Below are 26,855 nucleotides of genomic sequence, written 5' to 3' on the forward strand. Positions count from 1 at the left end.
ACTCATGACTTCAAGGCTGTCGTTGAACCGAGCCCGGAGACTTTTCGCCGCCTTTCGTGGACGGTTCTGTGCCGGTAGCCGGGAAAGCCTCAAGCATCGGTCGAACCATGCCGCTCTGCTCCCGTGGTCGAGGCCATGCGAGCAGCCGATCAAGCACCTCTTCATGACGAACACGGTTGAGGCCGCGGCAACCTGTGAGTTCTCTTGCAGTTGAGCCGTGACACGTTAGTTGGAACATGGCCATGGTTATTGGCACTATCCAACTGTGCTGGCCCAGGTTCTGCCGTGCCGGTGGATCGTCGAGAGGCCATCGGGTTCCATCGTTGTCGACACAGAGCGGAAGGCCGTCCACGAGGTGCTGTCCGCTGACCGCCCTGGTGCCGCGAGGGCCGTTGTGGCGGGCGTCGAAGGCCGCCGTCAACGTCCCCAGGCCGGAAGGGAGACGGTCGGGCACTGCGTAATCGTCGAGGTGCGCGTCGTCCACGACCACGAGCAGGTCAATGTCGCTCCAGTCGTCGGCCCGGCCCGCGCCGAGCGACCCGACCAGGGCGGCGCCAGCCGTATCGGGGTCGGCGTCCTCCTCCGAACCCCGCCATGATCAGGTCGATGCAGTTGTAGCTGTGCAAACTGGAGTAGCTCGACAACCTGGCCAGGCCGATGTCGAGGGGGAGCTGGAAACCGGCGCCGAAATTGCCGTCCGCGCCGTCGTGCCGCATCAGCGACACGTACAGCGCGTCGGGGATTTTCATGCCGAAGGAGCGTTCCCATCGGTCGATGTCGCGGGGGGAAGACGGGAAGGAGAGCTTGCGAAGCTTCGCGGAGGCGTGGGCGGCCAGCCAGCGCTCGATCTTGACCCAGGCGGCATTCACGCGCGCGGTCACGGCCGGATCGGTGGCCCTCGGAGGAAGAGGGGGTTCGGACGGCGGGTCCATGTTCACGTAGTACGTGGGGCCGGGTTCGTCCGAGGGCGCGGGCTCGGCCTCCACCAGATCGGGACACCCACCTCGCGCGCCTGCTCGGCGGTGAGCATCCGGGCACGCAGCGCGGCCTCCGACTCGGGATCGTCGCAGTCGAGCGACACGCCGCCGCCCCAGGAGTAACCGCAGCTTACGAAGCGGGTATCGACGAGCACGGCCGCGCTGCCCGGGGCAGAGGCCACAACCAGCACCAACGCGAGCGCGACACGTAATGCCCGAACCCTGATCATCGCCGCACCATGGCGCGCTTCGCCCGCCGCTCGCGCGGTCTACAGACGGTATATCCGGAAGGGGAAGCAGGCCGCACCAAGATAACGATGGAGTCGATCAGTTCGCGGAAGTGAACAACCACGTGAGCCCTACGCTCCGGCTGGGTTGTCCACCAACAGTTTGCATCCGTCAGACGTCGCGGCCGCGTGGCGGCCCAGCAGTCCTCAACGCCCACCGTCGAGTTGCGGCAGCACCTTGGCTGCGATCAATTCCAGGTGATCGAGATCAGCGAAGTCGAACAGGCGCAGATGCACCCGGGTGGCGCCGATCGCGGCGAACTCGCCGATCCGATCGACGAGCTGGGCGGGTGAGCCGATCACCGGATCCTCCGGGGGCAGCGCGCTCGGTACGTGCAGCGGGGCCGCCCGGCGCCGGGCCTCCGCATCGTTGCGCCCGATCGCGACGACGATGCCTGCGGAGAGCACCAGCGGAGCGCGGCCGTCGCGAGTCCGGCCGATCCGCTCCTGCGCCTCGACGACGCGCTCGAACGCCTCTGCGGTCTCCGGCACGTTCCTGAACGGCAGGTTGAACTCGTCCGCGTAGCGGGCGGCGAGCTGCGGGGTGCGCTTCGGCCCGCGGCCTCCGATGATGATCGGCGGCCAGGGCCGCTGCGCCGGCCTGGGCAGGGCAGGGGCGTCGACCAGCCGGTAATGCTCGCCGTGGTGGCTGAACCGGCCGCCGGGCGGCGTGGTCCACAGCCCCGTGACGATGGCGAGCTGTTCCTCCAGCCGGTCGAAGCGCTCACGGACCGGGGGAAACGGGATGCCGTAGGCGGTGTGCTCCCGCTCGTACCAGCCCGTGCCGATGCCCAGCTCCACCCGGCCTCCGCTCATCTGGTCCACCTGCGCGACGGTCACCGCGAGGGGCCCGGGCAGCCGGAAGGTCGCCGAGGAGACCAGCGTGCCCAGCCGGATCCGGGAGGTCTCCCTGGCCAGGCCGGCCAGAGTCACCCAGGCGTCCGTGGGGCCGGGCAGGCCACCCTTGAGCTCCATGGACCGGTAGTGGTCGGCGCGGAGGAAGCCCTCGAACCCGCCGTCCTCGGCCAGCCGCGCCATCCGCAGCTGGTCGTCGTAGGTGGCGCCGCGATGCGGTTCGGTGAAGACACCCACGCGCATGCTCACTGTCCTCTCTCCCGGGCCACCGCTGACGTGCCCCACCCCATCAGCAGCTCGTGCAGATCGGCGCTGCATCGTGCGACCTCTTCGAGATGGGCGTTGCGGCCCAGGGTCCGCGGGCGCGGGATGCGGATGTCGACCACCTCCCGGATGCGTCCCGGACGCGGCGTGAGAACCACCACCCGGTCGGCCAGGAGCACCGCCTCGTCGATGGAGTGGGTGACGAAGACGATGGTCGACGCGTTCTCCATGTGCACGCGCTGCAACTCCACCGACAGTTCCTCACGTGTGATCGCGTCGAGCGCGGAGAACGGCTCGTCCATCAGCATCACCCGGGGGTTGCCGATCAGCGACCGGCAGAGGGAGACCCGCTGCTGCATACCGCCGGACAGCTCGTGCGGCAGGCGCTTCTCGAATCCGGCCAGTCCGGTCATCTCCAGAAGTCGCATGGCGCGCTCACGATGCGCCGCCCGGCGCCAGCCGAAGATCTCCACCGGGAGCAGCACGTTGTCGATGACCGACCGCCAGGGCAGCAGCGCGGGCCGCTGGAAGAGCATCGCGATGTCGCGCCGTGCCTTGGTGACCTGCTCGCCGGCGACCGTGATCTCACCTGCTGTCGGCGGCAATAAACCGGCGATAAGCCTCAGAAGTGTGGATTTCCCGCATCCTGATCGGCCGACCAGAGCGACGAACTCCCCCTCGGCTACGGTCAGGTCAATACCGCGCAGCGCCTCCACGACCCCGGAACGTCCACTGAAACTTCGGGAAACGCCGGACAGCCCAATCATGCGCGCAGCTCTCCATCTGACTGCGGTTTTTACCCAGTCGAACCAGAGTATACGGATTGACAAGAAATGGAAGTCTTGTGGGGATAGATGCCATTTGTTGTATTATTCACCGCGATTCCATCTGAGGGCTCAGGCACCTCGTACGCTGTCCGCGACAGCCGCCCCCGCGACATCACCTCACCCACGATCTCCCGGCTCCGACCCCGAACGTCCCCCTCGGGGACTGATCGGCGCTGGATGAAAGGAAACGGTGCATGAGCAGGCTCACCCGTACTGTCGCCACTCTCGTCTTGACCTGTACGTTCATCGTTGGTTGCAGCAATTCTGACAATCAACCGCAGACATCGACTTCTAGCATTAAACCACTAGAAAAGGTGACTTATCTGACCTCGTTCGGCAACTTCGGGCGAGACGCGTACGCCTGGGTCGCGAAGGACAAAGGGTTCTTCCGTGAGGCCGGCCTTGACGTGGACATCAAGCCCGGGAGCGGTACGGGCGACAACATTGCGAAGGTCGAGGCCGGAGCGGCGATGTTCGCCCCGGTCGACCTCACCGGCCTCCTGCTGGCGCGCGGCAGCGGCGGAGCCAAGAGCATCGTCGTGGTGGCCGGAGTTCAGCAGCGCACCATGGCCGCGCTCATCAGCCTCCAAGGCAACGGGATCTCCAAGCCGAAGGACCTGGAGGGCAAGACACTCGCCGACAGCCCGGGTTCGGTGGTGCGCAACCTCTTCCCCACCTACGCCAAGCTGGCGGGCGTCGACGCGACGAAGGTCACCTGGGTCAACGGCGCACCCGCGAACCTCATCGGCCTGCTGGCAAGCGGCACCGTGGCGGGCATCGGTCAGTTCGTGGTGGGCGAGCCGACGGTGGAGTCGGTGGCCAAGGGCAGGCAAGCCGTCGTGCTTCCCTACAGCGATGTGATGAGCGATCTCTACGGCAACGTGCTGGTCACCACGACCACGATCGCCCGGGAGCAGCCGGACCTGGCCAAACGTTTCATCGCGGCCCTGATGAAAGGGCTCGTTCACAGCATCGACAACCCGGACGAGACTGGCCGAATCCTCCAGAAGAACGTCCCAGCGTCGGCGGCCGCCCCCGCCGCCGCCGAACTCACCCTGATGAGTGCTTTCGTCCGGCCGGAAGGCTCCGGCGACGTGGTCGGCACGATCGATACGAAGCGGGTCGCCGGCAGCATCAAGCTGCTCCAGGACGCCGGTGCCGTGCCGTCCGGGCTGACCCCCGACCAGCTCATCAGCGCAGACCTGACACCGAAGCCCTGACCGGACGAGGAGCATGTGACATGGCCGAGGCGGGCGACTCCCGACCCGCGAGACGTGTCGTTCCCCACGGGCGCGCGACGGTCACGGCGGTGGGGTGGCCCGCTCTCGGGCTCGCGGTCGCGATCGGCGGCTGGTGGCTGGTCACCTCGGCGTTCCCCCTCGTCCATCCGGCGGTGCTGCCGCCACCCGCCGAGGTCCTGACCGCTTTCCAGGTGAAGTCGGCGGAACTGCTCGCCGGACTGACCACGACAACTCTGGAGACGGTGGCCGGCTTCCTGATCTCCGTGGTCGCCGGAGTGCTGATCGGGCTGCTCCTGGCCACCTCGCGGGCGGCCGAGCGGATGTTCTCGCCCCTGCTGGTGGCGATCAACGCGGTGCCGAAGATCGCGCTCGGGCCGCTGCTGGTCGTCTCACTCGGCTGGGGGCAGCGGCCCATCCTGACCATGGTCTTCCTGCTCTCTTTCTTCCCGATCGTGATCTCCACCACGACCGGCCTGACCACGACGCCCGCCGAACTCGCCGAACTGGCCCGATCCCTGGACGCCTCGCGCTGGCAGACCTTCCGCAAGGTACGGCTACCGGCCGCGCTGCCGCACATCTTCGTCGGGCTGAAGGTCGCCATGCCGCTGGCCGCCATCGGCGCTGTGATCGGCGAGTTCCAGGCCGGCGAGGGAGGCCTCGGCTACCAGATCGTCCAGTACAGCGGAATCGCCGACAGCGCCACCGCCTGGGCGGCGATCGTCCTGCTGGGAACGATGAGCGTCGCGCTCTACTCCGCCCTTGTGCTTGTCGAGCGACTGGCGCTGCCCTGGGTACGGGAAACCACGTCAGAGCGCTGACCAAGCCCCTTCCCGCAAACCTCATGTCTGCCCCGGGCATTAGGTGCCGTCACCGCCGCCCCGGCAGGCATGCGACAGCATCTCGGCCGGCATCCATCAGGCGTGGATGCGGAAATGTCGGCGATCACAGGTGGAGACGCGGCCAGGACGCCGTGTCGCGCAGCAGCTGCCGGTCGTGGGTGGCCAGCACCACCGCGGCGCCCGTGACGGCCAGCGCCTGCGTCAGCTCCTCCACCAGGGCCATCGACAGGTGGTTGGTCGGCTCGTCGAGCAGTAAGACGTGCGGGCGCGCGGCCAGCAGGACCGCCAGGTCGAGCCGCCGCCGCTGCCCGATCGACAGATCGGCGACCGGCCGGTGTGCGGCTTCGGAAGGCAGCAGGCCCAGCTGGCCGAGCCCGATCGTGCCGGCCTCGGCGAGCTTGCCGGAACTGACGAGCCGGCCCACGACGGTGTCGTAGACCTCGAAGGCCCGCTGCCGCAGCGGCCGGGGTGACACCTGCGCGAGCAGCCCGACGCGTACCCCGCGCTTCCTCTGCACGGTGCCCGACTCCGGTGCCAGGGTGCCCGCGAGCACGGACAGCAGGCTGGATTTACCGGTGCCGTTGGCGCCGGTCACCACCAGGCGGTCGCCCGACCGCAGAAGCACCGACTGCGGGGCGCGGAGCCTGCCGCGAACCGTCACCCCGTCAGCCCTCAGCAGCGTGACGCCCTGTGGCGCGTCCAACTGCGGCATCTGGAAGCGCAGCGGCGGCCTGGGCACATCGAGGACGTGCGCCTCCAGCTCCTCCTGCCGCCGGTGCACCGCCCGTACCAGCGCCGGCGCCCGGGTCGCGCGGGTGTGTTTGCCGGTCCCTTTCTCCGGCCGCCACCCGGTCGAGAGCCGGTTCTGGGCGGCGGACAGATCGTGAGCTAGGCGCTGCCGCTCCAGTTGCTGGTCGCGGTAGGCGACCTCCCAGCGTTCGCGTTCGGCGCGCCGGCCCTCGTGGTAGCCCATGTACCCGCCGCCGTAGGTACGGGGGCGCCCGTCGCTGGTCGGATCCAGGTCGAGCACCGCGGTGACCACGTCGGACAGCAGCGCGCGATCGTGGCTGACCAGCACCACCCCGCCCGGGTGATCGCGCAGCCTGGCAGTCAGGTGGTCGAGGCCGTCGGCGTCCAGATGGTTGGTGGGCTCGTCCAGCAGCAGCAGGTCATGCCCGGCACCCAGAAGGCAGGCCAGGCGGATCCGGTACCGCTGACCGACTGACAGCCCGGCCAGCGGCCGGGCCCGGTCGCTCACCGCGCCGAGCGCGGCCAGCGAGATGTCGACCCGGCGGTCGGCCTCCCACGCGCCGATGGACTCCGCGACCGCCAGCGCGTCGCCATAGGCCTGCTCAGCGCCGGGACGTTCCTCGGCGAGCGCGAGGGTTGCCGACTCGAACGCGCGCAGCACGCTGCGTACCTGGGCGAGCTCGTGGTCGATCAGGCCGCCGACCGTGCGATCGTCCCCGATCGGCATCTCCTGGTCGGCGACGGCGAGCGTGCCCACTCGGTGCACGGTGCCCGCGTCGGGGGTCAGGGTGCCCGCGAGCACCTGCAGCAGCGTGGTCTTGCCGCGGCCGTTCTCGCCGACCACCCCCAGCCGGGCGCCGGCAGAGACGGTCAGGTCCACGCCGGTCAGGACCGGCCGGCCGCCGCGAGACACGTACAGGTCAGTGGCATTGAGATGGGCCCGCGCACGGGCCGGTAGAGCAATGACGGTGGACATGACTTCCTCCGAAGGCAGGCTCCGGCACGCCTCTGCGCGGCACGACAGCGCGGAGACGGGAACCTGAAAGGTGAGAGACGACGGCAGACGCGCTCAGCGGCCACCAGAGAAGGGCGGCTGAGCCGGGTCGTCCTCAGAGGAAGTACAAATGCACGTGCCCACGGTATCGGATGTTGCTCCATGCACTGAGACCTTGCGTGGAGACGGCCGTGGGGTGTCAGCCGTGGCGGGCGGCAAGGACATCCGGCCTTGCTTGATCAGGAAGGTTGGCAGGCAGGGCACCAGACCGTCGTACGACCGGTCATACGACGGCGGGACAGAGGCGTGCCACAGCGCGGGCAGGGGCCATCAGGCTCATCGCGGGCTCCGGTGAGCCAGGTGTCACGTGAGGGCACACATCCGGCCTTGATGGACTCTCGCAGGACCCGCCGCATCGCCCCGTACAGCGCCGAGCGTTCGGTTTCGTCCAGGTCTGCCACGGCACGCTGAGGATTGATACGGGCATGCCAGCAGATCTCGTCGGCGAGCAGGTTGCCCAGGCCGGCGAGGAATGTCTGGTCGGTCAGCACCGACTTGAGCCGTCCCCGGCGGCCCGACAGCAGCTCGTCGAAGCGCTCGCGTGCCACCTCGCGCGCGTCCGGGCCGAGATCGCCGAGCATCCGCTCGGCCTGCGTCTCATCGGCGGCAAGGCGGATGCCCTGGAGTTTCCGCATGTCGCGGAAGCGCAGCTCACCGTCGTCGAACCGCCACACGACACGGTCATGCCGGTGCCATGGTGCGTCAAGGGCATGCCAGGACAGTGAGCCGGTCATGCCGAAGTGCAGCATCAGCACCGGCCCGCCGGCGGGCGCGATCAGCCACTTGCCGTGCCGCCACGGCCGCTCGAACCGGTGTCCTCGCAGCGCATCGGTCAGTTGCCGCGCGCCGATGCCACGAAGAACCCCAGGGTCGCGCACGCGCACGGCCCTGATCGGCTCGCCGGTGTGCTCCGACAACACCCGGCGGAAGCCCTCCACATCAGGGAGTTCCGGCACGAGGAATGTCCTGCCCACCCAGCCCTGCCCCATCCCTGAGCAGCGCTTTCAGGTCGGCAAAGGGTGAAGCAGGTCCGGTGCCTCAGGTGGTGTATGTGGGAGCGCCGACCACGGAGGCCTCGCCTTCGCCACTCTTCGCACCGGTCAACATTTGCGAGCAAATACCGGTCATTGTGGGTCTTTCACTGACGGAGTATACGAGGGGTGATCTTTGGGAGAACGATGAGTTCGCCCACTTACCGGTGACGATCTACGTTCTTATGCTGACGCCGCGCAGCATGATCGCGCATCCCCCCGAGTACGTGATCGGAGATCAGAGTGGCGTTAGGTCGTACCCCCGTGGGCCGCTTCCAACCGGCCCTCCGGCGGATCGCGGCAGTCCTGTCAGTGGTCATGGTGGCCACCATCGTGGACAGCTGGCAGGCACACGCGCAACCCGCTCCCACCCCCCAACACACCCCGCAACCGACCGCCGCGACACCGAATCCCCCGGCCGCGCGCAGCGCAGCGGACGAGGCTTCGGCCAGGCTGACGGCGCGGCTCACCAAGCAGCGCGTCGAGATCGAGGCAGCGCGTACGGAGACGTCGTCGACCTACGCGAACCCTGACGGCAGCCTCACCGTGGAAACGTTTACCGGTCCGATCAGATACCGCGACGGCAACACCTGGAAGCCGGTCGACATCTCCCTGACGGCCATGACGGACGGCACGGTCGCCGCCCGGTCCCACCGCCGTGGCCTGCGGATCGGCGGCGCCGGCACAGCGCGCGGCTCCCGTACCCACACCGATCTGATCACCCTTGGCACGGGCGAGGAGCACATCTCGCTGCAGTGGCCTGGCCGGCTCCCGCAGCCCCAGGTGGCCGGGGAGACCGTCACCTATCCGGCCGTGCTGCCCGGTGCCGACCTGGTGGTCACCGCGACCCGCACGGGAGCCGAGCAGTTCCTCGTGCTCAAGGATCGCCCCACGGCCCCCCTGTCCTACCGCCTCAGACTCCAGGCGCCGGGACTCGAAGCCCGGCGGACCGACGAGGGAGGCATCGAGCTCGTCGACAAGAAGAACAAGACCGTGGCCACCGTGCCCGCCCCCACGATGTGGGACGCGCAGACGCACCCGCAGTCAGGGGAGCACACGCGCCGCGGCAAGGTGGACATGAAAATCGACGGCAAGGACCTCGTCGTCACCCCCGACGCCGCCTTCCTCGCCGACCCCGCCACCACCTACCCCGTGACGGTCGACCCGGCGGTCAACCTCGGCCAGGCCTTCGACACCTTCGTGCAGGAGGGCTACGGCACCGACCAGTCCGGCGCCACCGAGCTCAAGATCGGCAACAACGGCAGCGGACAGCGGGCCCGCTCCTTCATCACCTGGAAGACCCCCGGCATCGCCGGCAAGAAGATCCTGTCGGCCACGCTGAACCTGTGGAACTTCCACTCCTGGTCGTGCAACGCCAGGACCTGGGAGGTCTGGTCGGCCAACCGGGCTTCGACCTCTTCCAGGTGGCCGGGCCCGGCCCTGAGCACCCGCTACGCCACCTCGACCCAGACCAAGGGGTACGGATCCGGCTGCGCCGACGGCTGGGTGAGCGCGAACATCACCTCCCTCGCGCAGTACTGGGCGGACAACGGCTGGCCGGAGTCGGGCATGGGGCTGAAGGCCGCCGACGAGTCCGACCCGTACGGCTGGAAGAGGTTCAACTCCGGCAACGCCGCCTCGAACGTGCCGTACATCGCGGTGACCTACAACTCCTACCCGTCCACCCCGGTGTCCACCTGGACGTCGCCGAACAGCAACTACACCGTCGGCACCACCACGACGCACTGGGTGAACACCACGACCCCGCAGCTCCGCGCGCACGTGGGCGACCCCGACGGCGGCAACGTGCGCGGCCTGTTCGACGTGTACGACGGAAGCACACTGCTGATCGACAACGTCTACGGAGCGTACGTCGCCAGCGGCGGCTTCTCCTCGACGGCGAACCTGGCGGCGGGCAAGCTGGCCGACGGCAAGACCTACACGGTCAGGGCCTGGGGTAACGACGGCTCCCTGACCTCCAAGGCCTACCAGAGCTACACCTTCGTCGTCGACACCACCAAACCCGCCGCTCCAGCCGTCGCGAGCACCTCGCACCCGGCCGACGGCGGCTGGTACGCCGACGCGGGCAAGGCCGCCACGTTCACCGTCACGCCCGCCGGCCCGGACACCGGCTGGATCGCCTACAAGCTGGACGACGGAGCCGTCACCACGGTGGCCACCACCGGCGCGGCCACGACGGTGACCGTCACCCCGGCCACGCCGGGCCCGCACACCTTGGCCGCCTACACCATCGACAAGGCAGGCAACGTCTCTCCCACCACGAGCCACGAGTTCAACGTGGGCGCGGGCACGCTCTCCTCGCCGGCCGACGGAGAGCGCACCGCCCGGCGCGCGGAGCTGGGCGCGACCGGACGCGGCGAGTTCGACCGGGTGAGGTTCCAGTGGCGCAGGGCCGAGACCGACGCCTGGGCCGACATCCCCACGGCCAACGTCGTCGGGGCGAACGGCCAGCCCATCGCCTCCTGGCCGGTGACCGCGACGGTCTCCGGCGGTTCCGCTCGCGTGTCCGGCCTCACCTGGAACGTCGTCGACCAGCTCGGCGGCGACGCCGCCGTACAGGTGCGCGCGGTGTTCACCAATGCCTCCGGCGGCTCGGCCACGACTCCCGCGGAGGACCTGGTCGCCGACCGGCAGGCCTCCGGCGCCGCGACCGAGCAGGCCGGCCCCGGCACGGTGAACCTGCTGACCGGCGACTTCCGCCTGGAAGCCACGGAGGCCTCGTTGTTCGGCCTGTCGATCTCCAGGACCGCGTCCTCACGCGATCCGAAACTCGGCTCGCGCGTCACCGGCCAGACCTCGCCGTTCGGCCCCGAGTGGTCGGCGGGCGGCGTCTCGGAGGTGGCCGAGTCCGAGTACGCCTCGCTACGGGAGACCTCGGCCAGCTCCGTCGAGCTGACCTTGGTGGACGGCACGCCCATCCAGTTCACCAAGACGAGCTCCGGCTGGAAGCCGGAGGAGGGCGCCGAGGAGCTGACCCTGACGGGCGCCTACACGCTCAAGGACGCCGACGGCGTCGTCACCACTTTCAGCAAGCCGTCAGGCGCCACCGTGCACCTGCCGGCGAGCACGACTCCGCCGGGCGACAACAACGTCACCCGGTACGTCTACGAGACCGTGTCAGGCGCCACCCGGCTCAAGGCGATCATCGCCCCGACCTCCGCGGTGGCCGACCTCGGCACTGACTGCGCGCTGCCGGCTCCCAAGCCCGGCTGCCGGGTGCTGGAGCTGGTCTACGCCACCGCCACGGCCGGGGGCGACTACGCGGGCCGCGTCAGCAAGATCCTGTTCCACGACTCCCAGACGCCGGTGGCCGTCGCGCAGTACGCCTACGACACCTCCGGACGCCTGATCGAGGCGTGGGACCCCAGGATCTCGCCGCCGCTCAAGACGGTCTACGGCTACGACGCCGCCGGCCGCGTCACATCGCTCACCCCGCCGGGCGAGAAGCCCTGGACGTTCGTGTACGGCAAGGCGGGCGACCCGTCCGACCCCAACGACGGGCGCCTGCTCGCGGTCTCCCGGCCGGCGCTGACGCCGGGCACGATCGACCAGGTCCAGGGCGAGTCCCGCACCTCGATCGTCTACGACGTCCCTCTGGACAAGGCCTCGGGCGGCCCCGCCGACCTTCGCCCGCAGCACACCGCCACCTGGGGGCAGAGCGACAACCCGACCGACGCCACCGCCGTGTTCCCCGCCGACCAGGTGCCGGCCTCGCACACCGGGGCACAGTCGTCGTGGACGCGGGCGTCGGTGACCTACCTCGACGCCAGCGGGCGCGAGGTGAACGAGCTGAGCCCGGGCGGTCACCTGTCGACGACCGAACACGACAAGTTCGGCAACACCGTGCGATCCCTCACCGCGGGCAACCGCGAGCTGGCGCTCGGCGCCTCGGCGCGGCTGGCCGAACTCGGCATCTCCGGGCTCGGCACGGCGGAGCGCGCCGAGCTGCTGTCGACGCGATCGCTCTTCAGCGAGGACGGGCAGCGCGAGCTGGAGGAGTACGGTCCGCTCCACCTCGTGACCGTGCAGGGCACGGTGGTGGCCGCCAGGTCGCACACCGTCAACACCTACGACGAGGGCAGACCCGCGGACGCTCCCACCAAGGACCTGGTCACCAAGGTCGCCGTAGGCGCCAAGGTGCTGGGCAAGGAGAGCGAACCGGACGCCGACGTCAGGGTCACCACGACCGAGTACGACTGGCAACTCGGCAAGGCGACCAAGACGGTCAAGGACGCGGGCGGCCTGGCCCTCGCCACCACCACCGCCTACGACGCCGAAGGCCGGCCGATCCGGTCCACGCTGCCGAAGTCGAACGACGCGGCCACCCTCGTCACCACCTACTACACCGCCTCCGGCGCGGCGCCATGCGGCGGCAAGCCGGAATGGGCCGGGCTGGTCTGCCGTACGGCACCCGCGGGCGCCATCGTCGGCGGCGGGTCCAACCCGACCGAGATGCCGGTCAAGGCGACCACCTACAACCGGTTCGGCGACCCCGCCACGGTGGCCGAGACGGCCAACGGCGTGACCCGCACCACTCACGTCACCTACGACGCGGGCGGCCGGCCGCTCACCAGCTGGATCTCCGGGGGGCTGGGCCAGGCGCTGCCCGCCTCCAACGTCTACTACTCACCCGACACCGGCAAGGTCCTGGAGAAACAGCGGATCGACGCCGCCGGCACGGTCATCGAACGTCTCGTGACCGCCTACGACCGGCTGGGCCGTACGATCTCCTACACCGACGCCGACGGCGGGGTCACCACCACCGCCTACGACCTGCTCGACCGGCGGGTCAAGGTGACCGACACCGCTCCTTCCACGACGACGTACACCTACGACCACGCGAAGGAACCGCGCGGCCTGCCGGTCTCGCTGACCGACTCGGTGGCGGGCACGTTCACGGCGAGCTACGACGCCGACGGCGAACTGGCCGGCGGCGGCTTCCCCGGCGGGGTGCACCTGGCGGTCGTGGAGGACGAGATCGGTGCGGACGTCGGCCGCGTCTTCACCAAGGACGGCGTCGAGGGGCCGATCCTGGACGAACGGGTGCTGGAGTCGGTGCACGGGCAGTGGATCACCCACGCGCGCAGCGATTCCGGGGCCGACCGTGAGTACGGCTACGACAAGGCCGGGCGCCTGACCTCGGTCAAGGAGTCCGTCGGCGATCGCTGCACGCTGCGCAGGTATTCCGTCGACGACAACTCCAACCGGACCCGCCTCGCCGTGCAGGCGGCGGACCTGTCGTGCCCCGCCGCGGACGACGCAGCGGCCACGATCACGTCCTACGTCTACGACTCGGGCGACCGGCTGGTGGGCGACGGCATCGCGTACGACGCGCTGGGCCGCACCACGTCGCTGCCCGGCGGCCGGGTGCTCGAGTACCACGTCAACGACCTGGTCCACCGGCAGAAGGTCGGCTCCAGCACGATGACGTGGGCACTGGACGCGGCCGACCGCATCCGGTCCTTCACCACCGACACGGGGTCGGGACCCGCCACTACGGTGAACCACTACGGCTCGGACAGTGACTCTCCCGACTGGGTGAAGGAAGCCACCGGTGAGATCACCAGGAACGTGTCGGGCCTCGATGGCGACCTGGCGGCCGTCACCTCCGCGTCGGGGGCGGTTCGCTTGCAGCTCACGACGCTCCACGGGGACGTCGGTACCGAGCTGGAGCTGGGCACCGGCGTGGCGACCGTCGTGGACGCCGACGAGTACGGCGTCTCGAGGTCGTCCGCCCGCCGCTACGGCTGGCTCGGTGGCAAGCAGCGGTCAGCCGAGACACTCGACGGCGTCATGCTGATGGGCGTGCGGCTGTACGACCCGGCCCTGGGTCGCTTCCTGCAGCTCGACCCGGTGGAGGGAGGCAGCGCCAACGCCTACGAGTACTGCATGGCCGATCCGGTCAACTGCACCGACCTCGACGGCAAGTGGGCGTTCCTGGTTCGCCTCGGCGTCCAGGCCTGCATCCGCTGGTGCGCGCGGGGAGGCAGGGCCGCCTGGGGCGCCGCGCGGAAGTACGGGCCGAAGGCCTGGCGCTGGGGCAGCCGGTGGGGCCGCCGGGCCTACCGGGGCGCCTACCGGGTCGCACACTACGGCCGGGTCTGGACCAGCCGCGGCGGCTACATCGGCGGCGCTTCGGGTCTCGGCTACTGCGGGTACCGGCGAGCGTGGCGTAGCTGCCCGCGCTACTTCGCCTACGGCGCGGGCTGGGGCGCCTTCGGAGGAGCGTCCTATGGCACGTCCTACGGCCTCTACCGGGGAGCCCGTTACGGATACCGCGTCTACAAGAGATGGAGGCGCATTTTCCGCTGACGCCGTGATCAGGTGAACCGGGGCCCGGACCACTCCGGGCCCCGTCCCACTGGCCCAGATCCTCGAGGCGAGCAGGACGACGGTCCGCGAGGCGGTCGGCGGCTGCTCGCCGTGGGCATCGTCGACATCCTGCGCGGCCTGGTCGAGGGCATGGCGTGCGACGCCATCGAGGCCGGCGACGTGCCGATCGCGCGCCTGCCGTGCGACCACGGCCTGGGCCTGAGGACCGCGGCGGCACTGCCCGTCCAGCGCTCGGCGCAGGCGTGCTGGCCGCGATCCGAGGTAGTCGACCATGGTCCGGGTGGTCTCGACGTCGAGTGCGCGGCGCAGTCCGTGGCGGGCGCGGCTGCTGTAGTCGGCTACCGTGGCGCACGGGGAGTATGGGGCGGGAGGCCAGAATGAAAAAGGGTGACCTGGTCGAGGACTTCGACCTACCTGACCAGCACGGGGCCAGGCGGAGCCTGTCGGAGTTCCTGGCCACGGGCCCGGTCGTGCTCTTCTTCTACCCCGGTGCGATGACGAGCGGCTGCACCAAGGAGTCATGTCATTTTCGCGACTTGGGCGCCGAGTTCTCTGGGCTGGGCGCGCAGCGGATCGGGATCAGCCATGACCATGTGGCCAAACAGCGCACGTTCTCCGACCTGCACGGATTCGACTATCCGCTGTTGTCCGACCCGACCGGGGAGATAGCCGATCGCTTCGGGGTGCGCAGGCGCCTACCGATCGGGCCGCTGCGGACCAGGCGAATGACCTTCGTGATCGGCACCGACCGCAGGATCCTGGGAGTGATCCACAGCGAGACGGACATGAATGCCCACGCTGAGCGGGCACTGGAGATCCTTCGCGAATAACCCGGACCGTTGGTGGCGGCCGGTCATGCGACGGCGGGACAGAGCGTGCCACAGCGCGGGCAGGGGGCCATCAGGCTCATCACGGGCTCCGGTGAGCGAGGTGTCACGTGTGGGCACGGCTTGGCCGGCGCCCGCCGGGAAGCGAGCGCGCGGGCCAAGGTTCGTCGGCGGGCGTCGGCTCAGTACACCTCGCTCCTGTTGTTGTTGATCTCGTCGAGGACGCGGATCGCGTCGCTGTAGATGCCGGTGTTACCGCTCACCGGGAGCGCCAACGTGCGTATCCCGAACAGGGCGGCACCACGGACATTGTGAAGGTTGTGCCGATCGGCCGTCTCGGACCTGATGACCGTCGATGCGTTGATCTTCCGAGCCGCGAGGTTGAAGTACGTACCGAGAAGCTGAACCCGCAGGATGCTCGCGTGCGGGTCGCCGGGCGCGAATACCGCCGTGACCTCGGGTTCCGACAACGCGCCGTCGGTTCCGGTGTCGAAGCGCTGGTCGGTCGCCTGGATCCGAGCCAGGATCTCGGAGGTCCACTCCCCCTGATGCGTTTTCCAGTAGCCCTGACTCCGGGGGTTCCGCGTGGCGGGCACCTCGGTGATCTTGGTGGCCGCCGACGCCTTCACCGGCTCGTAGGTGCAGTCGTTCTGGTTGGTGAAGGTCAAGGTCGCCGAGTTGGTGAGTTCATCGCCAGGCAGGAAGAGCAAGCTGGGCCGGGCGGTGTACTCGATCGTCTTCTCTCCCGAGCCACGTGCTGCGGCACCGATCCGCCAGGTGAGCGTGGTCGTGCCATCGGCGTTGCGCACCACGGTCGATGGCTGGGGTCCCGCGCCGGTGTCCAGCGCCTTGCTGTAGTAGACGTCTGCGGGCAGTACGTCGGTGACGGTGACCCCGGAGGCGTCTCCACTGCCCGTGTTCTCGTACGCGATCCGGTACGTGATCGCCTCACCCGCGTTCACCGTGGCCGTGGCGGTCTTGCCTACGGTCAGACGTGGCGCGTGGACGGTGGTGGACAGGGAGTCCGAGCCGGACACCCGGTTGCCCAGCATGTCCTCGCCCCCGGCGGACGCGCTGCGGGTCAGAACGGTCCCGTCAGCGGTGTCGCACGGCACCTCGACGGTCTCGGTCCGCGAGACGGAACCGCCGGCGACGACCGTGTCCACGTTCTCAGACCCCAGCCGAGTCCGCAGCGACGGTCCGCGGCCGGGATTGTCGAGCGAGGTGGTGTAGGTCAGCGTGTCACCTGGAGTGGCGTCAGCCGGTCCGGTGACGTCGACTTTGAGCTCTGGCTTCACCAACGTGGCCAGATTGTCCCGTGCTGCCTCGACCGTGTGCGGGTCCGGCTCGTCTTGCACGGGCGCACCGGCCGTGCGGAAGTTCTCGATCGTACGGAAGCCGTAGAAGAGTCTGTTCCAGTCCTCGAAGCTGTCGAGGCGGCTGAGAAGCGGCGGTTCACCGGGGTCCTGGTCGCCGTCGTTGTTGATGTCGTTGCTGGTGTCGTCGTTGATGTTGGCCGAGACGTTCCCGGTCGCGGGTGCGCAACTGGCACCGGTCATGCCGCCGACGCCGTTCCAGTCGACACCGCCGAGAGCCGGGATGCCGATGCCCATGCACTCGTCCAGGCCGGGAGGAAGCACCTCGTTCAGGGGGCCCAGCGCGATCCGGGAGTAGTCGCACCCGCCGGGCAGACCGGCCGCGGGCACGGCCGTGACACCGCACGCCTGGAAGGTGTAGTTCATGACGCCCAGGTAGTTGGGCTTGTTGTTGAACTCGTCGCGACCGCCGTGCTGCAGCCCCAGCACGTGGCCGAACTCGTGCATGAGCGTGCCCGCCTGCTGGTCCTGGGTGCCGACGGACTGCCCACTGGCGTTGGTCCCCCAGCACGCGTTCCCGGCCGCATTCGTGCCGCCGAGCGTGACCATGAAGTTGACCCCGGGGATTCCCTTGGCCTGACCCGAGGTACAGTCGTTGGCCGCCGCGCGAGCGTTGGTCTGGTGGCCGGACAACGCATATCGGAAGACGAAGTCGCGGGCGGGGTTCATGTTCTTCAAGGTAAAGAAGTTCGTCGCGGGCTGACCTGGAGCGCCGTCCCAGTCCACGACCATGTTGGTCGCCTCGTTGATCTGGTTGCCGCCTCCGCCGTAGTTGCCGAAGGTGCCGACGGCACCGCCTCCAGCTCTTGGCACGTTCGTGGCCACGCCTGCGGCCTGACCGTAGAAATTTCCCATGTCGACATGGAGCTGGATACCTGATGAGCCGTCGGCGTTCAGCACCGGCGCGTCGGCGAAGGACTGCACGACCGTCTGCACAGCGCCCTGGACCGGGCAATGGTTGTGGTTGGCGCCGAACAGGCAGTCGATCTCCAGGTAGAGGTCCTTGCGGCGGAAGTTGGCGCCCATCGCGGGCAGGTCGACGTCGATGGTGGAGTCGCCGTCGGCGTTGTAACCCCACCGCTCCCACCCGTCGAGCAGGAAGTCGCCGTCGGTGTCGCCGTTGCTGGAGTCGATGCTGATGTCGAAGCACACCTTGACTCGGGGCTCGTCGTCATCGTCGCCGTCGCCGACCGCACAGGACTGCGGCCAGTTGACCTTGTCCTCGTTACCGGTGTGGTCGATCCACTTGCCGGTGAGATGGTCGACCCTGAAGTCGAGGGTGTTGTCGCCGTTGCGTGGGCTGATGTCGCCCAGGTCGTCGCCTGAGGAACTGTCGTGGTCCCAGATCTGGATGCTGACGGGGATGTTGAGCACGGTGTCCGGCACCTGCGCGGGCAGCACCCAGTACGGTGTGACGAGTGACTTGTCGTCCTCGTGCGGCGTTGAGGGATCGTCATCGCTGCTTCCCGGCGGCTGTTTCTGCCCGTTGATCCAAACCTTGGCGTAGAGGTCGGCCGGGCCCTCTGCTGCGGCTTCCAGCCCTTCGTTCCTGCAGCTGTCGATGCATTCGACGTGGGTGATGGTGACGGTGATGGTTCGTGTGGCGATGGCCTGGGCCGCTGTGCCCGAGACAAGACTCACCGCCAGCAGGCTGAGAAGCCCGGCGAAAGTTCCTAAGAGTCTGCTGCTCATGTCGCCCTCCTGTTGGTGTGAACACGTTCACACCAACAGGAAGTGATGACATGAGTACGGGGGTGCTCATTTCTCCTCGTCACCGTCGCAGGATGAAGCGCAGTTCGTTCAAGGCGCTGGGCGGCCTGGGGCAGGCGAGGTGGCGGTGGACCTCCACCAGGGACGTCAACGCCCTGTGCTGGGCGATTTGATCGTGCGCCACCGGCGTGGGTGGTGGGAACGGCCCAGCAGCCGCACGGCCACCAAGGGGAACACGACCACGGACAGGAGGCCTGCCGCCACCAGCGCGGCGGCGTTCTCCGGACGGATGGCGTCCAGCTTCAGGCCGATCGTTGCCGCGGCCACGATCACCGGCAGCGATGTGGCCTGCAGGAGTCCGCTGGCCATGACCTCCGCGCGCGAGAGACCGGCGGCGCGGTAGGCCAGTGCGGGAAGCCCGCGAACCAGGAGAAGCGCGGCCAGGAACATCGGCACCCGCAACACCGTGCCAGCGTCGGCGAACAGCGCGCCAAGATTGAATTGAATGCCGCTCGTCACGAAGAACACCGGGACGAGAAATCCGTAGCCCAGACCCTCGAGTTTGATGTGAAACCGCGGGTGGGTCTGTTGCGCTTCGGGGTCGATCAACCGGAGCACGGCTCCCGCGACGAAGGCGCCGAGGATGGCCTCGAATCCGAGATGCAAGGCCATCGCAGACAGCCCGACGACGAGGAGCATCGACAGGCGGACCCGGACCTGCGCACTCGTGTCCGCCAGCTTCTCCACGGCTCGGGACAGCCACATGGAGCGCCCCGCCTGCATCGACGCCAGCACAATGAGTACCGCCAACCCGACGAGGCTGAGGAGCAGCAGCAGCCTGGAGCCCGGGTCCGACGAATGCTCGGAGAAGAACAGCGACAGCAGCACCACAGCGCTGATCTCACCGGCCGAGGCCCCGCCGATGGTCAGCTGGCCGACCGGCCGGTCGATCGCGCCGACGTCCTTCAAAATGGGAACCAGCAACCCCAGTGACGTGGCCACCAAAGCGGTGCCGATCAGCAGTGGGCTCTCGACCAGCCCCCCTGCGTGCAGGGACCAGCCGACGATCGCGGCCAGCGCGACCGTGCCGACGAGACCCACGCTGACCAGTCCCGCCCGCGGACCGCGCAGTTGTCGGATGTCGATCTCAAGTCCGGCCAGGAACAAGAGGAAGCCCAGGCCGATGATCGACAATGATTGGACGGCAGTGTCCGCCGTCACCACGTTCAACACTGCCGGGCCAAGGATGACACCTGCCACGATCTCGAGGACGGCGCCGGGCACGGGTAGGCGGGGCACCGTGGCGAGAAGGAACGGGACGCCGGCGGCTACCGCCAGCACGATCAGCAGGTTGTCGTACGACATCAGATACTCCGGTGGTCGCTCGGCGAGCCGCAGACGCCGACCGGTGCCGCACCCTGTGGCATCGTGGCCAGCTCAGTGTTCGGAGCACCTCATCCGGCGGTTACTCCTCTGGCGCTGGGGCCGTCACGCGAGGGACAGGCCCGGAGCAGCGGCCGCCTCGCAGCCCGCGGTTATGGGCGAGGCGCCCGGCGGTCCCGACGCTCTTCGAGTTCTTCCGCGCTCACCGGGATGAGCATCGGCTGCCCGGCCACACCGAACATCGTGACGACGAATTCCGTTTCGGCGTCCGGGAGGTTGTTGGCATCCTGGTAGTGGATGAGATCGCCGCCGGGCTCCCAGAACGTCTCTCCGGCCTTGACGACCCGTTGTGGTTCGCCTTCCAGTTCAAAGATCATCTCGCCTCTGATCATGTACCCGAAGGCGGGACCGGTGTGGCGGTGCGGCGGGTTGCCCTCGCTGCCCGGCGGCAGAGTGACCAGGATGGTCATCGCCTCGGCGTTGTCGGGCATCGGCGGCGGCGACGGCACCGACGAGATGAGTTCGATTCTCGGCGGCGGCTTAGTCGCATTGGGGTTCTCGAGGTGGTGCATATGTTCGGCGCTCATGCGTTCCTTCGTCCTCTCTGACCGTTTCTGTTGCCGACTGAGACAAGTGATGCGGTGATCTATGGGGCGACGATGACCTACCCTGGCGGATCATCGATCTTGATCTTGTCTCCTGTGTTGGAGATGAAGATGACCAGCAACTTCGCCGATTTTGTCCGGCTGGTGTTCTCCGTGAGCACATGGTGGGCACCCGGCGGCTCGACCCAGTCCTCGCCCTGGCGGAAAATGCGCACCGGCTCGCCACTGATCTGGCTACGCAACGTGCCTTCGAGCACGTAGGCGTACACGAAAGCCTTGCCGTGCCGATGCGGCACCGCACGTGAACCTGGCGGGAAATCCGCGATCGCCGAGGTGAACGTCTTGCCCTTGACATTCGGGACGGCCTGTTCCAACAGAGGCGACAGCGTCTCGGACGGTGGCTGCGAAACCGTGGCAGCGACGGGCACCTCGGCGGCAACCTGTACCGTGCCGGCCGCACGCTCTGCTACGGGAGCACACGCGGCGGCCGCGGCCACCACACCGGCAGCCAGGAACCCGCTGGCGAACCGTACTCGGATCATGACGACTCTCCTATCCCGCTTGGACCCTTGAGGCGGAGGGGACGATCGCGAGGCCTCCCGCTTCCGGCCCCAAGGGCTCGCTGCTCTGACTCGCCACACCACCGCAGACAGCCGCTAACCTCGGCGTGGCGTCTCGGCCAGGCGGAGTGGAGTTGCTCGAGTACGCTGCCCAGGCACTTCGACGCCTACCGAGGGCGGATTCAAGCCTTGGCGATGGTCTGCTCAGGCGCAGGTCGAGCCGGCTATCCGCCTTCCGCGACCCGGATGATCGTCTTGCCCTGGCCGCGCTGGGCGGCCGCGAGCACCGACGGCGCCTCGGCGAGCGTCCGCACGGCCCCGACGTTCGGGCGGAGCCGTCCGTCCCGGAGCCGCAGGGCCAGGTCCGCGAGGCGGGCGCGATCGGGTTCGACGACGAAGAAGATCGCCTGCCCGTCTCGGGGCCGGACCGTGGGTGGCGAGGCGATGGCGACGAGCGTGCCGCCGGCGCGCACCAGGGCGGCCGAGCGGTCCATGATGTCGCCGCCGATCATGTCGAGCACCACGTCGACCTGACCGCCATCTTCGAGACGATCGGCCTGCAGGTCCAGGAAGACATCCACGCCGAGCTCGAGTGCCGTGTCCCTGGCGCCGGCCCTGCCGGTGCCGATCACCCGGGCTCCTGCCTCGCGCGCGAGCTGCACCGCGAGAGCACCGACACCGCCCGCGGCGCCGTGGATCAGGACGGTCTGGCCGGCAGTGAGGCGGCCATGGTCGAACAGGCCCTGCCATGCTGTCAGCCCTGAGATCGGCAGTGCGGCGGCCACGGTGTGGTCGACGTCGGCCGGCAGCGGCGCGAGGTTGCGGGCCTCCACCGCCACGTACTCGGCCAGCGAGCCGTCGCGGGCCGGGTCGGTCATCCCGAACACCCGCTGACCGACGGTCAGGCCGGTGGTTCCGTATCCCAGCTCGACGACGACACCGGACACCTCATGCCCGAGCACACTCGGCGTCCGGTCGCGGCCCGCGCGATCGGACCACGTTGCCGCCCAGTCGAGCTCTCCGGGGGTGAACGCCGCGGCATGCACCCGCACGATGACGTCGTTCTCGGCGGCGTGGGGGTAGGGCACTTCCGTCAGGGAGAGCCCAGCCAGACCGGCGGCGCGGTCTCGGACGGTGATGGCCTGCATGACAGGTCCTCGCGAGCGGTGGCATATCGGACAGGACGAAACGTACCCGCCTGAGCTGGGGTTTGATGCGTATGTGCAGGTCAGCGTCTCTTCTCAGGTTTGCCCGTAGATCCTTTGCCGAGGCATGTGGATCACGGGGCCCGGGCATGGTGGAAGGCCGGATGACCCGTCGCTGAAGGAGGCTTCCGTGGCCATCGTCTCGCGCGGCTTCCGCGGCAGGCCCAGTGAGGGCGGCGGCCGGGTCCCACCCGGCCAGTATCTGGTCGAGGACTTTCCGTGTTGTCGGCGGGTCCTTTGCGTCACCAAATGGTCAAAGCTGGACACCAGCTGGGCGGGCGTTCCGCTCGACGTGCTGTTCGAGGACGTGGAGACCGCCGCCGAGTACGCGCTGATCTACTCCTACGGCGGCTGCACCACCAACCTGCCGCTCGATGACCTGCTCGACGGCCAGGCGTGGACCGCGCACCGCTTCGACGGCGAAGAACTGGCGCCTGTCCACGGCGGTCCGGCCCAGGCTGGTGGCCCGGTGCCCCGGATGCGCGGAGGTGGTGCTGCGCTTGGTGCGCGGTCTCGGCACGGCGTGGCTCGATCTTCGCGGCGCCGTCTCCCTGCGCGTGTCCCTGCCGGATTGACCGACGTGGCCCAGGGATGCGCGCGGGTTGGCGCTGGTTCATTCCGGGGTCACTCGGCGACCGAGGCCGCGCTATGGCGTGGCCCCAGGTAACGCCAGAAGAAGTCGTTGAGCACGGTGATCCGGTTCCGCCCGCCCAGCAGGTACGCGACGTGCACGAGGATCCACGCCAGCCAGGGGACCAGGCCATGCATGGTCACCCCGTTGCGCAGCTGTATCACTGCCTCAGCGCGGCCGACGATCGCCATGATGCCGGGGTCGCGGTAGGAGAACCGCTGGACGGGGCGGTCCTGGGCGGCGGCGAGGATCTGCCGGCCCACATGCTTGCCCATCTGGATGGCCGGCTGGGCGACTTGCGGCAGCGGCTGGGGCGGCAGCGCGAGATCGCCGGCGACGAACACCTCCGGGTGGTCCTCCAGGTTGAGCGCCTCGGTGACGACGACCCTGCCGCCCTTGCCCTGCGGCAGGCCGCAGTCGGCGACCTCCTCGGGCGCGATCACGCCGGGCGCCCAGATGGTGACGTCGCTGTGCAGCCGGGTGCCGTCCTCGAGGATGACGGCGTCGGGTTCGATCGCGGCGACGGTGCTGCCGAGCCTGAGATCGACGCCGCGTTTGCGCAGTGCGTCGGCGGCGGCGTCACGCAGGCGCGGCTTGTACGGTGCCAGCACGTAGCCGAACCGCTCGACCAGGGTGACGCTGGTCTGCTCGGGCTTGATCTCCGGGTGGGTGAGCGGGATGGTACGGCGGCGCAGCTCGGCGATGACCCCGGCCGTCTCGACGCCGGTGGGGCCGCCGCCGACGATGACGACGTGGGTGCTGGGGCGCTTGCCCTCGGCGGTCTCCTCCAGGCAGCGCTGTATCCGCTCCCGCAGGGTGACCGCGTCGCGAACGGAGTACATCGGCATGGCGTGCTCCCGGGCGCCGTTGATGCCGAGCCAGTTGGTGGTGACGCCGGTGGCGAGCACAAGGTAGTCGTAGTCGATGGCGGTGCCGTCGGCCAGCTCCACCCGTTTGTCGTCGAGGTGCAGGGTGCTCAGCCTGGACACACGGACGCGCACGTTGGGGTACTTGCCGGCGAAGGCGCGCAGCGGGTAAGCGACGTCCCCGGCGCTGATGCCTGCCGTGGCGACCTGGTAGAGCAGCGGCTGGAAGGTGGTGTACGGGCGGGGGTCGACAAGGGCGACGAGCGCGCCGCCGCGGGCGAGCTCGCGGGCCGCGTTCAGCCCGGCGAAGCCGGCGCCCACGACCACGACGCGAGGCCTGGCCGGTCGCCGCGCCGGCTTGGAGCGGGCCTTCACCCGTTGCACGGGTGTCTTCACCGCGCTCTTCAATGGAGCCATCACCGGGCCTCCCTCCGCGATTCTCCTCAGAGATGCGCTCGACAGCAAAAGATGTGGGCGTTGTCCTGCCGGTTGGCCTGCCACGGCTGCACTCCCCCGCCGCCCAGGCCGAGCCGGTGCCACAGAGCCAGCACGTTCGTCAGCTCCATGCCGCCGCCTCGGGCGCGGCCACCGAACTCATCGCGGGCGGTGGCTGCCGGGATGCTTCGCTCCGGCCGACTGGACGCGGGCGGCGGCTTCCTCGTCCATCGGTGTGTGCTTGCTCATGCCGGTGCCGTACCCCGAGCCGGCAGATGGGTGGGGACGCATGGTCAAAGTCTTCGGCAAGGGTATGGACTGCTTGTCCTATTCGCTACGGAAACCTAAGCGTCTGCCCTGATCTCGTCGTGGCGCTGGTCAGGTTGGTGGCGACGGTCAGGCCCCGGGCAGGATCATTTTGCCGGACCGGTATGCCTCGGCGAGGTGCCCGCCGGTCTGGTTGCCCCGTGACGCCGCCCGAGCCCTCACACTCTGCGACATGACGGGCGGTGGCCGATTCTGGCCAGGTGAGCGAGGGCGAGGCGGGCATCAAATCGCTCATATGTTCTACCCGGCAGAGCTAAGTATTGGTAGCCTTACGGTCACTGAAGGTGAAAGCCGGAGCCTGGGCGGAGGTGCGGGTATGCGGGCGTGCCGGTCGTCGAGCAGGGCCAGGACGGTGCCCGACCCCAGTGCGAGGCGTCAGCCTCGGCCTGCCCCGGCCTACCCCGCGGCGGGGCCGGTGGATGCATGAGTAAGCTCACCGCGACGGCGACCTGCACCGCCCATGGCGCGATCGTGGAGCAGACCGGTCAGGTCGTCCCGCAGGCGCTGCTCGCCGAGCGGGTGGCCTGGCTGGCCGGTCTGGCGCGGGACCTTGCCGCCGATATCGTGGCCGGCCGGTGGAGTGCGGCGGATCTCGATGCGCTGGCGTCTGGGGTGGGTTTGGATGGGCGGGTGTTGCCGTCCAAGGGCTGGATGGCCCTGCGGCGGCTGGGCTGGGACGTGAGGCCGGCCTCAGGCGTGCATGTGTGTGATCGCGTGCTGCGGTGTGCCCAGGAGCAGGCGGCCCGCCTGTTGCGGCTAGCTTTGCATCGCCGCGCGGTGGTGGCGGCGATCGTGGCGGCCTGGCCGCGCGAGCCGGGCAGGCGCACCGACGCCGAATGGGCGGCGTTGCGGGCGCTGTTGCCGGACGGGGTGGGCGCGGCGGAGGTCCGCAATCGCACGCGGCAGGTCCGCGCCTACCGCGACAGCCACGACGGCGTGCTGCCGGCGGATCTGACCGAGGTGGAGGGGCCTCCGGCGTGTGCGGCGCAGATCGTGCTGGCCGCGGGCGACCGGCAACTGGCCACCCTGGAGCGCACCAGTGAGCACACCGCCGGCCTGCGGGTGAAGCTGCCCCTGACCGCCTGCCCCGCATCCGCCAAGGACTGGGCCTGGCACCTGCTGCCGATCGCCCTGCCGCCGACCGTCCCGTCGGAGGCGAAACTGTGCTCCCCCACCCTGCGCTTGCACCACGGCCGGGTACGCGTCGACCTGCCGTTCCAGACCCCAATCGGCTTCGCGCCCGCCACCGGTCATGTGATCGGGTGCGGCTTCGACTGGGGCCTGAACACCCTGCTCACCGGCACGATCGGACATCTGACGGCCGAGGGCCGGGTCGTCACCGATGGGCGGCCACTGGCCTACGACGCCAGCGGCGTGTCGGCCAAACTGCACCGGCTGCGGGACCAGCGCGAGCACCTGGCCGCCAAACGGGACCGTCAGGAACGGCTGCTGGCCGGCCTCACCCCCACCGACCCCCGCGTCGCCGAACTGACCCCGGCGTATGAGGTCATCGCGGTGGAGCATGAGCGGGTCTGCGCACGCATCCGGCGCTTGAACAAGGCGCTGGCCTGGTCGGCGGCCCGCTGGGCACTCGACCACGCCCTCGCCGCCGGGGCGACGGTCATCTACCTGGAGGACCTGGCCACCCTGGAAGCACGCGGGCGGCGGGGACGCGCGAACGCGCGCCTGTCGGGACAGGTGCGCGGGCAGGTGGTGGCGGCGATCCGGCATCTGGCGGCCAAGCACGCGATCGCCGTGGTCACCGTCCCGGCCCGCGGCACCTCCCGATACTGCCCCCGCTGCGGCACCGGCACGTCGGCGCTGACGCATTGCCCGGCCCCAGACCGGCTCACCGAGCGGGGCTGGGCGTGGGCGCACTGCCCAGGCTGCGGCCTGTCATGTGATCGGGACTGGGCGGCGGCCGAACGCATCCTCGCGCGTGGCCTGCTCGGCCAGCAGGCCACCCGCACCGACCGCACCACCGGGACCCGTGCCATCCGGCAGGTGGTGGAGGGAAACGTAGCCCGCGCCCGCCGCCCTCGCAAGGCGACCCGGGCCGCCCGCCGCGCCCGCCGCACCCGAACCGACCTACACCCCCGCCCGGCCGCGCGAGACCGATCCAAGAACCGGCCTACCCCGAAACGCCCCACCCGCGCTTCAAAGACCTCCAGCCGTGCGCCCGACCGGCGCACGGTGCCCGCCCCACTCCCCAACAGGGGTGGACAGCGTCCGGCGGGCCAAGCACCCCAGACGACCCGCCCACCCGCGGGACGTACAGGGCTTGCACGCGATCCTCAACACCGGACCGGCTTCCACCGCGTCGCGGCCACCCCCGTACTCCCCCTCGGACAGTACGCAGACGGCCCGCCACGGCCACGCCCGCCCGATTTGCCCGAAATACTCAGGTAAACACAGAGAATCGCAGACGCTGACAACGCGCCCTTTTGTACG

Annotated in this window: 21 protein-coding genes; 7 read left to right on the plus strand and 14 right to left on the minus strand. The window is 69.3% G+C overall.

Features of this window, described 5'->3' with window-relative positions; genetic code table 11:
* Nucleotides 1-10 precede the first annotated feature (10 nt).
* The 5 genes from EDD27_RS58770 to EDD27_RS19445 all read right to left on the minus strand — a co-directional run bounded on the left by EDD27_RS58770 (nucleotide 11) and on the right by EDD27_RS19445 (nucleotide 3,150).
* Nucleotides 11-547 (minus strand): nucleotidyltransferase domain-containing protein, encoded by a 537-nt coding sequence (locus EDD27_RS58770; protein WP_127940799.1) that lies wholly within the window; start codon nucleotides 545-547, stop codon nucleotides 11-13.
* Nucleotides 498-881 (minus strand): SMI1/KNR4 family protein, encoded by a 384-nt coding sequence (locus EDD27_RS19430; protein WP_127933673.1) that lies wholly within the window; start codon nucleotides 879-881, stop codon nucleotides 498-500. Before EDD27_RS19430 ends, EDD27_RS58770 begins: the two co-directional genes overlap by 50 nt.
* Nucleotides 882-934: 53 nt before the next feature.
* Nucleotides 935-1,207: a hypothetical protein gene (locus tag EDD27_RS19435; protein WP_127933674.1), complete on the minus strand. Its 273-nt coding sequence runs from the start codon at nucleotides 1,205-1,207 to the stop codon at nucleotides 935-937.
* A 204-nt stretch (nucleotides 1,208-1,411) separates the two neighbouring features.
* A complete protein-coding gene (locus EDD27_RS19440) occupies nucleotides 1,412-2,362 on the minus strand; it encodes an LLM class F420-dependent oxidoreductase (RefSeq protein WP_127933675.1) in 951 nt (316 codons plus the stop codon).
* 2 nt (nucleotides 2,363-2,364) lie between these two features.
* Entirely contained in the window at nucleotides 2,365-3,150 is a 786-nt protein-coding gene (locus tag EDD27_RS19445; RefSeq protein ID WP_127940800.1) for an ABC transporter ATP-binding protein, read from the minus strand.
* Nucleotides 3,151-3,404: 254 nt separating this feature from the next.
* Here EDD27_RS19445 and EDD27_RS19450 point away from each other — a divergent pair, with 254 nt between their 5' ends.
* Nucleotides 3,405-4,430 (plus strand): ABC transporter substrate-binding protein, encoded by a 1,026-nt coding sequence (locus EDD27_RS19450; RefSeq protein WP_127933676.1) that lies wholly within the window; start codon nucleotides 3,405-3,407, stop codon nucleotides 4,428-4,430.
* A 20-nt stretch (nucleotides 4,431-4,450) separates the two neighbouring features.
* Complete coding sequence (locus EDD27_RS19455; protein ID WP_127933677.1) at nucleotides 4,451-5,269, plus strand: ABC transporter permease; 819 nt, start codon at nucleotides 4,451-4,453, stop codon at nucleotides 5,267-5,269.
* A 124-nt stretch (nucleotides 5,270-5,393) separates the two neighbouring features.
* Here the strand turns inward: EDD27_RS19455 and EDD27_RS19460 are convergent, their stop codons facing one another.
* Nucleotides 5,394-7,016, minus strand: a complete 1,623-nt coding sequence (locus EDD27_RS19460; RefSeq protein WP_127933678.1) for an ABC-F family ATP-binding cassette domain-containing protein — start codon at nucleotides 7,014-7,016, stop codon at nucleotides 5,394-5,396.
* A 257-nt stretch (nucleotides 7,017-7,273) separates the two neighbouring features.
* Nucleotides 7,274-8,050, minus strand: coding sequence for an Fpg/Nei family DNA glycosylase (locus EDD27_RS19465; protein WP_127933679.1), 777 nt, complete (start codon nucleotides 8,048-8,050; stop codon nucleotides 7,274-7,276).
* Between the two features lie 318 nt (nucleotides 8,051-8,368).
* Between EDD27_RS19465 and EDD27_RS19470 the strand changes: the two genes are divergently transcribed.
* The 3 genes from EDD27_RS19470 (at nucleotide 8,369) to EDD27_RS19480 (ending at nucleotide 15,309) form a co-directional block, all read left to right on the plus strand.
* The gene (locus EDD27_RS19470; RefSeq protein ID WP_127933680.1) at nucleotides 8,369-14,458 is read left to right on the plus strand and encodes a DNRLRE domain-containing protein; all 6,090 of its coding nucleotides are present in this window, start codon (nucleotides 8,369-8,371) and stop codon (nucleotides 14,456-14,458) included.
* Nucleotides 14,459-14,569: 111 nt separating this feature from the next.
* Complete coding sequence (locus EDD27_RS19475) at nucleotides 14,570-14,860, plus strand: hypothetical protein (protein ID WP_127933681.1); 291 nt, start codon at nucleotides 14,570-14,572, stop codon at nucleotides 14,858-14,860.
* A complete protein-coding gene (locus tag EDD27_RS19480; RefSeq protein WP_127933682.1) occupies nucleotides 14,857-15,309 on the plus strand; it encodes a peroxiredoxin in 453 nt (150 codons plus the stop codon). The genes EDD27_RS19475 and EDD27_RS19480 overlap by 4 nt, the downstream gene beginning before the upstream one ends.
* A 179-nt stretch (nucleotides 15,310-15,488) precedes the next feature.
* Here the strand turns inward: EDD27_RS19480 and EDD27_RS19485 are convergent, their stop codons facing one another.
* From EDD27_RS19485 to EDD27_RS19505, 5 genes are all read right to left on the minus strand, one after another.
* Nucleotides 15,489-18,374, minus strand: a complete 2,886-nt coding sequence (locus EDD27_RS19485; protein ID WP_127933683.1) for a DUF11 domain-containing protein — start codon at nucleotides 18,372-18,374, stop codon at nucleotides 15,489-15,491.
* 165 nt (nucleotides 18,375-18,539) lie between these two features.
* Nucleotides 18,540-19,757, minus strand: a complete 1,218-nt coding sequence (locus tag EDD27_RS19490) for a cation:proton antiporter (protein WP_206641518.1) — start codon at nucleotides 19,755-19,757, stop codon at nucleotides 18,540-18,542.
* Nucleotides 19,758-19,927: 170 nt separating this feature from the next.
* Nucleotides 19,928-20,362 carry a cupin domain-containing protein gene (locus EDD27_RS19495; protein ID WP_206641519.1) on the minus strand — a complete coding sequence of 145 codons (435 nt, stop codon included), beginning with the start codon at nucleotides 20,360-20,362 and terminating at the stop codon, nucleotides 19,928-19,930.
* 77 nt (nucleotides 20,363-20,439) lie between these two features.
* Entirely contained in the window at nucleotides 20,440-20,922 is a 483-nt protein-coding gene (locus EDD27_RS19500) for a cupin domain-containing protein (RefSeq protein ID WP_127933685.1), read from the minus strand.
* A 242-nt stretch (nucleotides 20,923-21,164) separates the two neighbouring features.
* Nucleotides 21,165-22,088 (minus strand): NADP-dependent oxidoreductase, encoded by a 924-nt coding sequence (locus EDD27_RS19505; protein WP_127933686.1) that lies wholly within the window; start codon nucleotides 22,086-22,088, stop codon nucleotides 21,165-21,167.
* A gap of 187 nt (nucleotides 22,089-22,275) precedes the next feature.
* Between EDD27_RS19505 and EDD27_RS58775 the strand changes: the two genes are divergently transcribed.
* The gene (locus tag EDD27_RS58775; RefSeq protein WP_206641520.1) at nucleotides 22,276-22,812 is read left to right on the plus strand and encodes a molybdopterin-dependent oxidoreductase; all 537 of its coding nucleotides are present in this window, start codon (nucleotides 22,276-22,278) and stop codon (nucleotides 22,810-22,812) included.
* Here EDD27_RS58775 and EDD27_RS19515 read toward each other — a convergent pair.
* Complete coding sequence (locus tag EDD27_RS19515; RefSeq protein WP_127933688.1) at nucleotides 22,770-24,059, minus strand: NAD(P)/FAD-dependent oxidoreductase; 1,290 nt, start codon at nucleotides 24,057-24,059, stop codon at nucleotides 22,770-22,772. The two genes, EDD27_RS58775 and EDD27_RS19515, sit on opposite strands and share 43 nt — an antisense overlap.
* Before the next feature lie 26 nt (nucleotides 24,060-24,085).
* Nucleotides 24,086-24,208 carry a hypothetical protein gene (locus tag EDD27_RS57820; protein WP_277750732.1) on the minus strand — a complete coding sequence of 41 codons (123 nt, stop codon included), beginning with the start codon at nucleotides 24,206-24,208 and terminating at the stop codon, nucleotides 24,086-24,088.
* Between the two features lie 619 nt (nucleotides 24,209-24,827).
* On the opposite strand from EDD27_RS57820, the gene EDD27_RS19520 reads away from it, so the two are divergent.
* Nucleotides 24,828-26,813, plus strand: a complete 1,986-nt coding sequence (locus EDD27_RS19520) for a zinc ribbon domain-containing protein (protein WP_127933689.1) — start codon at nucleotides 24,828-24,830, stop codon at nucleotides 26,811-26,813.
* Nucleotides 26,814-26,855: the final 42 nt, after the last annotated feature.

Source organism: Nonomuraea polychroma, assembly GCF_004011505.1.
GTDB classification, from domain to species: Bacteria; Actinomycetota; Actinomycetes; order Streptosporangiales; family Streptosporangiaceae; genus Nonomuraea; species Nonomuraea polychroma.

What these genes read in the sequence shown, in the direction of transcription:
- EDD27_RS57820 (WP_277750732.1), bottom strand. Translation starts at nt 24,208, where the DNA reads ATGGAGCTGACGAACGTGCTGGCTCTGTGGCACCGGCTCGGCCTGGGC.
- EDD27_RS19440 (WP_127933675.1), bottom strand. Translation starts at nt 2,362, where the DNA reads ATGCGCGTGGGTGTCTTCACCGAACCGCATCGCGGCGCCACCTACGAC.
- EDD27_RS19480 (WP_127933682.1), top strand. Translation starts at nt 14,857, where the DNA reads ATGAAAAAGGGTGACCTGGTCGAGGACTTCGACCTACCTGACCAGCAC.
- EDD27_RS19455 (WP_127933677.1), top strand. Translation starts at nt 4,451, where the DNA reads ATGGCCGAGGCGGGCGACTCCCGACCCGCGAGACGTGTCGTTCCCCAC.
- EDD27_RS19495 (WP_206641519.1), bottom strand. Translation starts at nt 20,362, where the DNA reads ATGAGCGCCGAACATATGCACCACCTCGAGAACCCCAATGCGACTAAG.
- EDD27_RS19445 (WP_127940800.1), bottom strand. Translation starts at nt 3,150, where the DNA reads ATGATTGGGCTGTCCGGCGTTTCCCGAAGTTTCAGTGGACGTTCCGGG.
- EDD27_RS19485 (WP_127933683.1), bottom strand. Translation starts at nt 18,374, where the DNA reads ATGAGCAGCAGACTCTTAGGAACTTTCGCCGGGCTTCTCAGCCTGCTG.
- EDD27_RS19500 (WP_127933685.1), bottom strand. Translation starts at nt 20,922, where the DNA reads ATGATCCGAGTACGGTTCGCCAGCGGGTTCCTGGCTGCCGGTGTGGTG.
- EDD27_RS19460 (WP_127933678.1), bottom strand. Translation starts at nt 7,016, where the DNA reads ATGTCCACCGTCATTGCTCTACCGGCCCGTGCGCGGGCCCATCTCAAT.
- EDD27_RS19490 (WP_206641518.1), bottom strand. Translation starts at nt 19,757, where the DNA reads ATGTCGTACGACAACCTGCTGATCGTGCTGGCGGTAGCCGCCGGCGTC.
- EDD27_RS19435 (WP_127933674.1), bottom strand. Translation starts at nt 1,207, where the DNA reads ATGATCAGGGTTCGGGCATTACGTGTCGCGCTCGCGTTGGTGCTGGTT.
- EDD27_RS19505 (WP_127933686.1), bottom strand. Translation starts at nt 22,088, where the DNA reads ATGCAGGCCATCACCGTCCGAGACCGCGCCGCCGGTCTGGCTGGGCTC.
- EDD27_RS19450 (WP_127933676.1), top strand. Translation starts at nt 3,405, where the DNA reads ATGAGCAGGCTCACCCGTACTGTCGCCACTCTCGTCTTGACCTGTACG.
- EDD27_RS19520 (WP_127933689.1), top strand. Translation starts at nt 24,828, where the DNA reads ATGAGTAAGCTCACCGCGACGGCGACCTGCACCGCCCATGGCGCGATC.
- EDD27_RS19515 (WP_127933688.1), bottom strand. Translation starts at nt 24,059, where the DNA reads ATGGCTCCATTGAAGAGCGCGGTGAAGACACCCGTGCAACGGGTGAAG.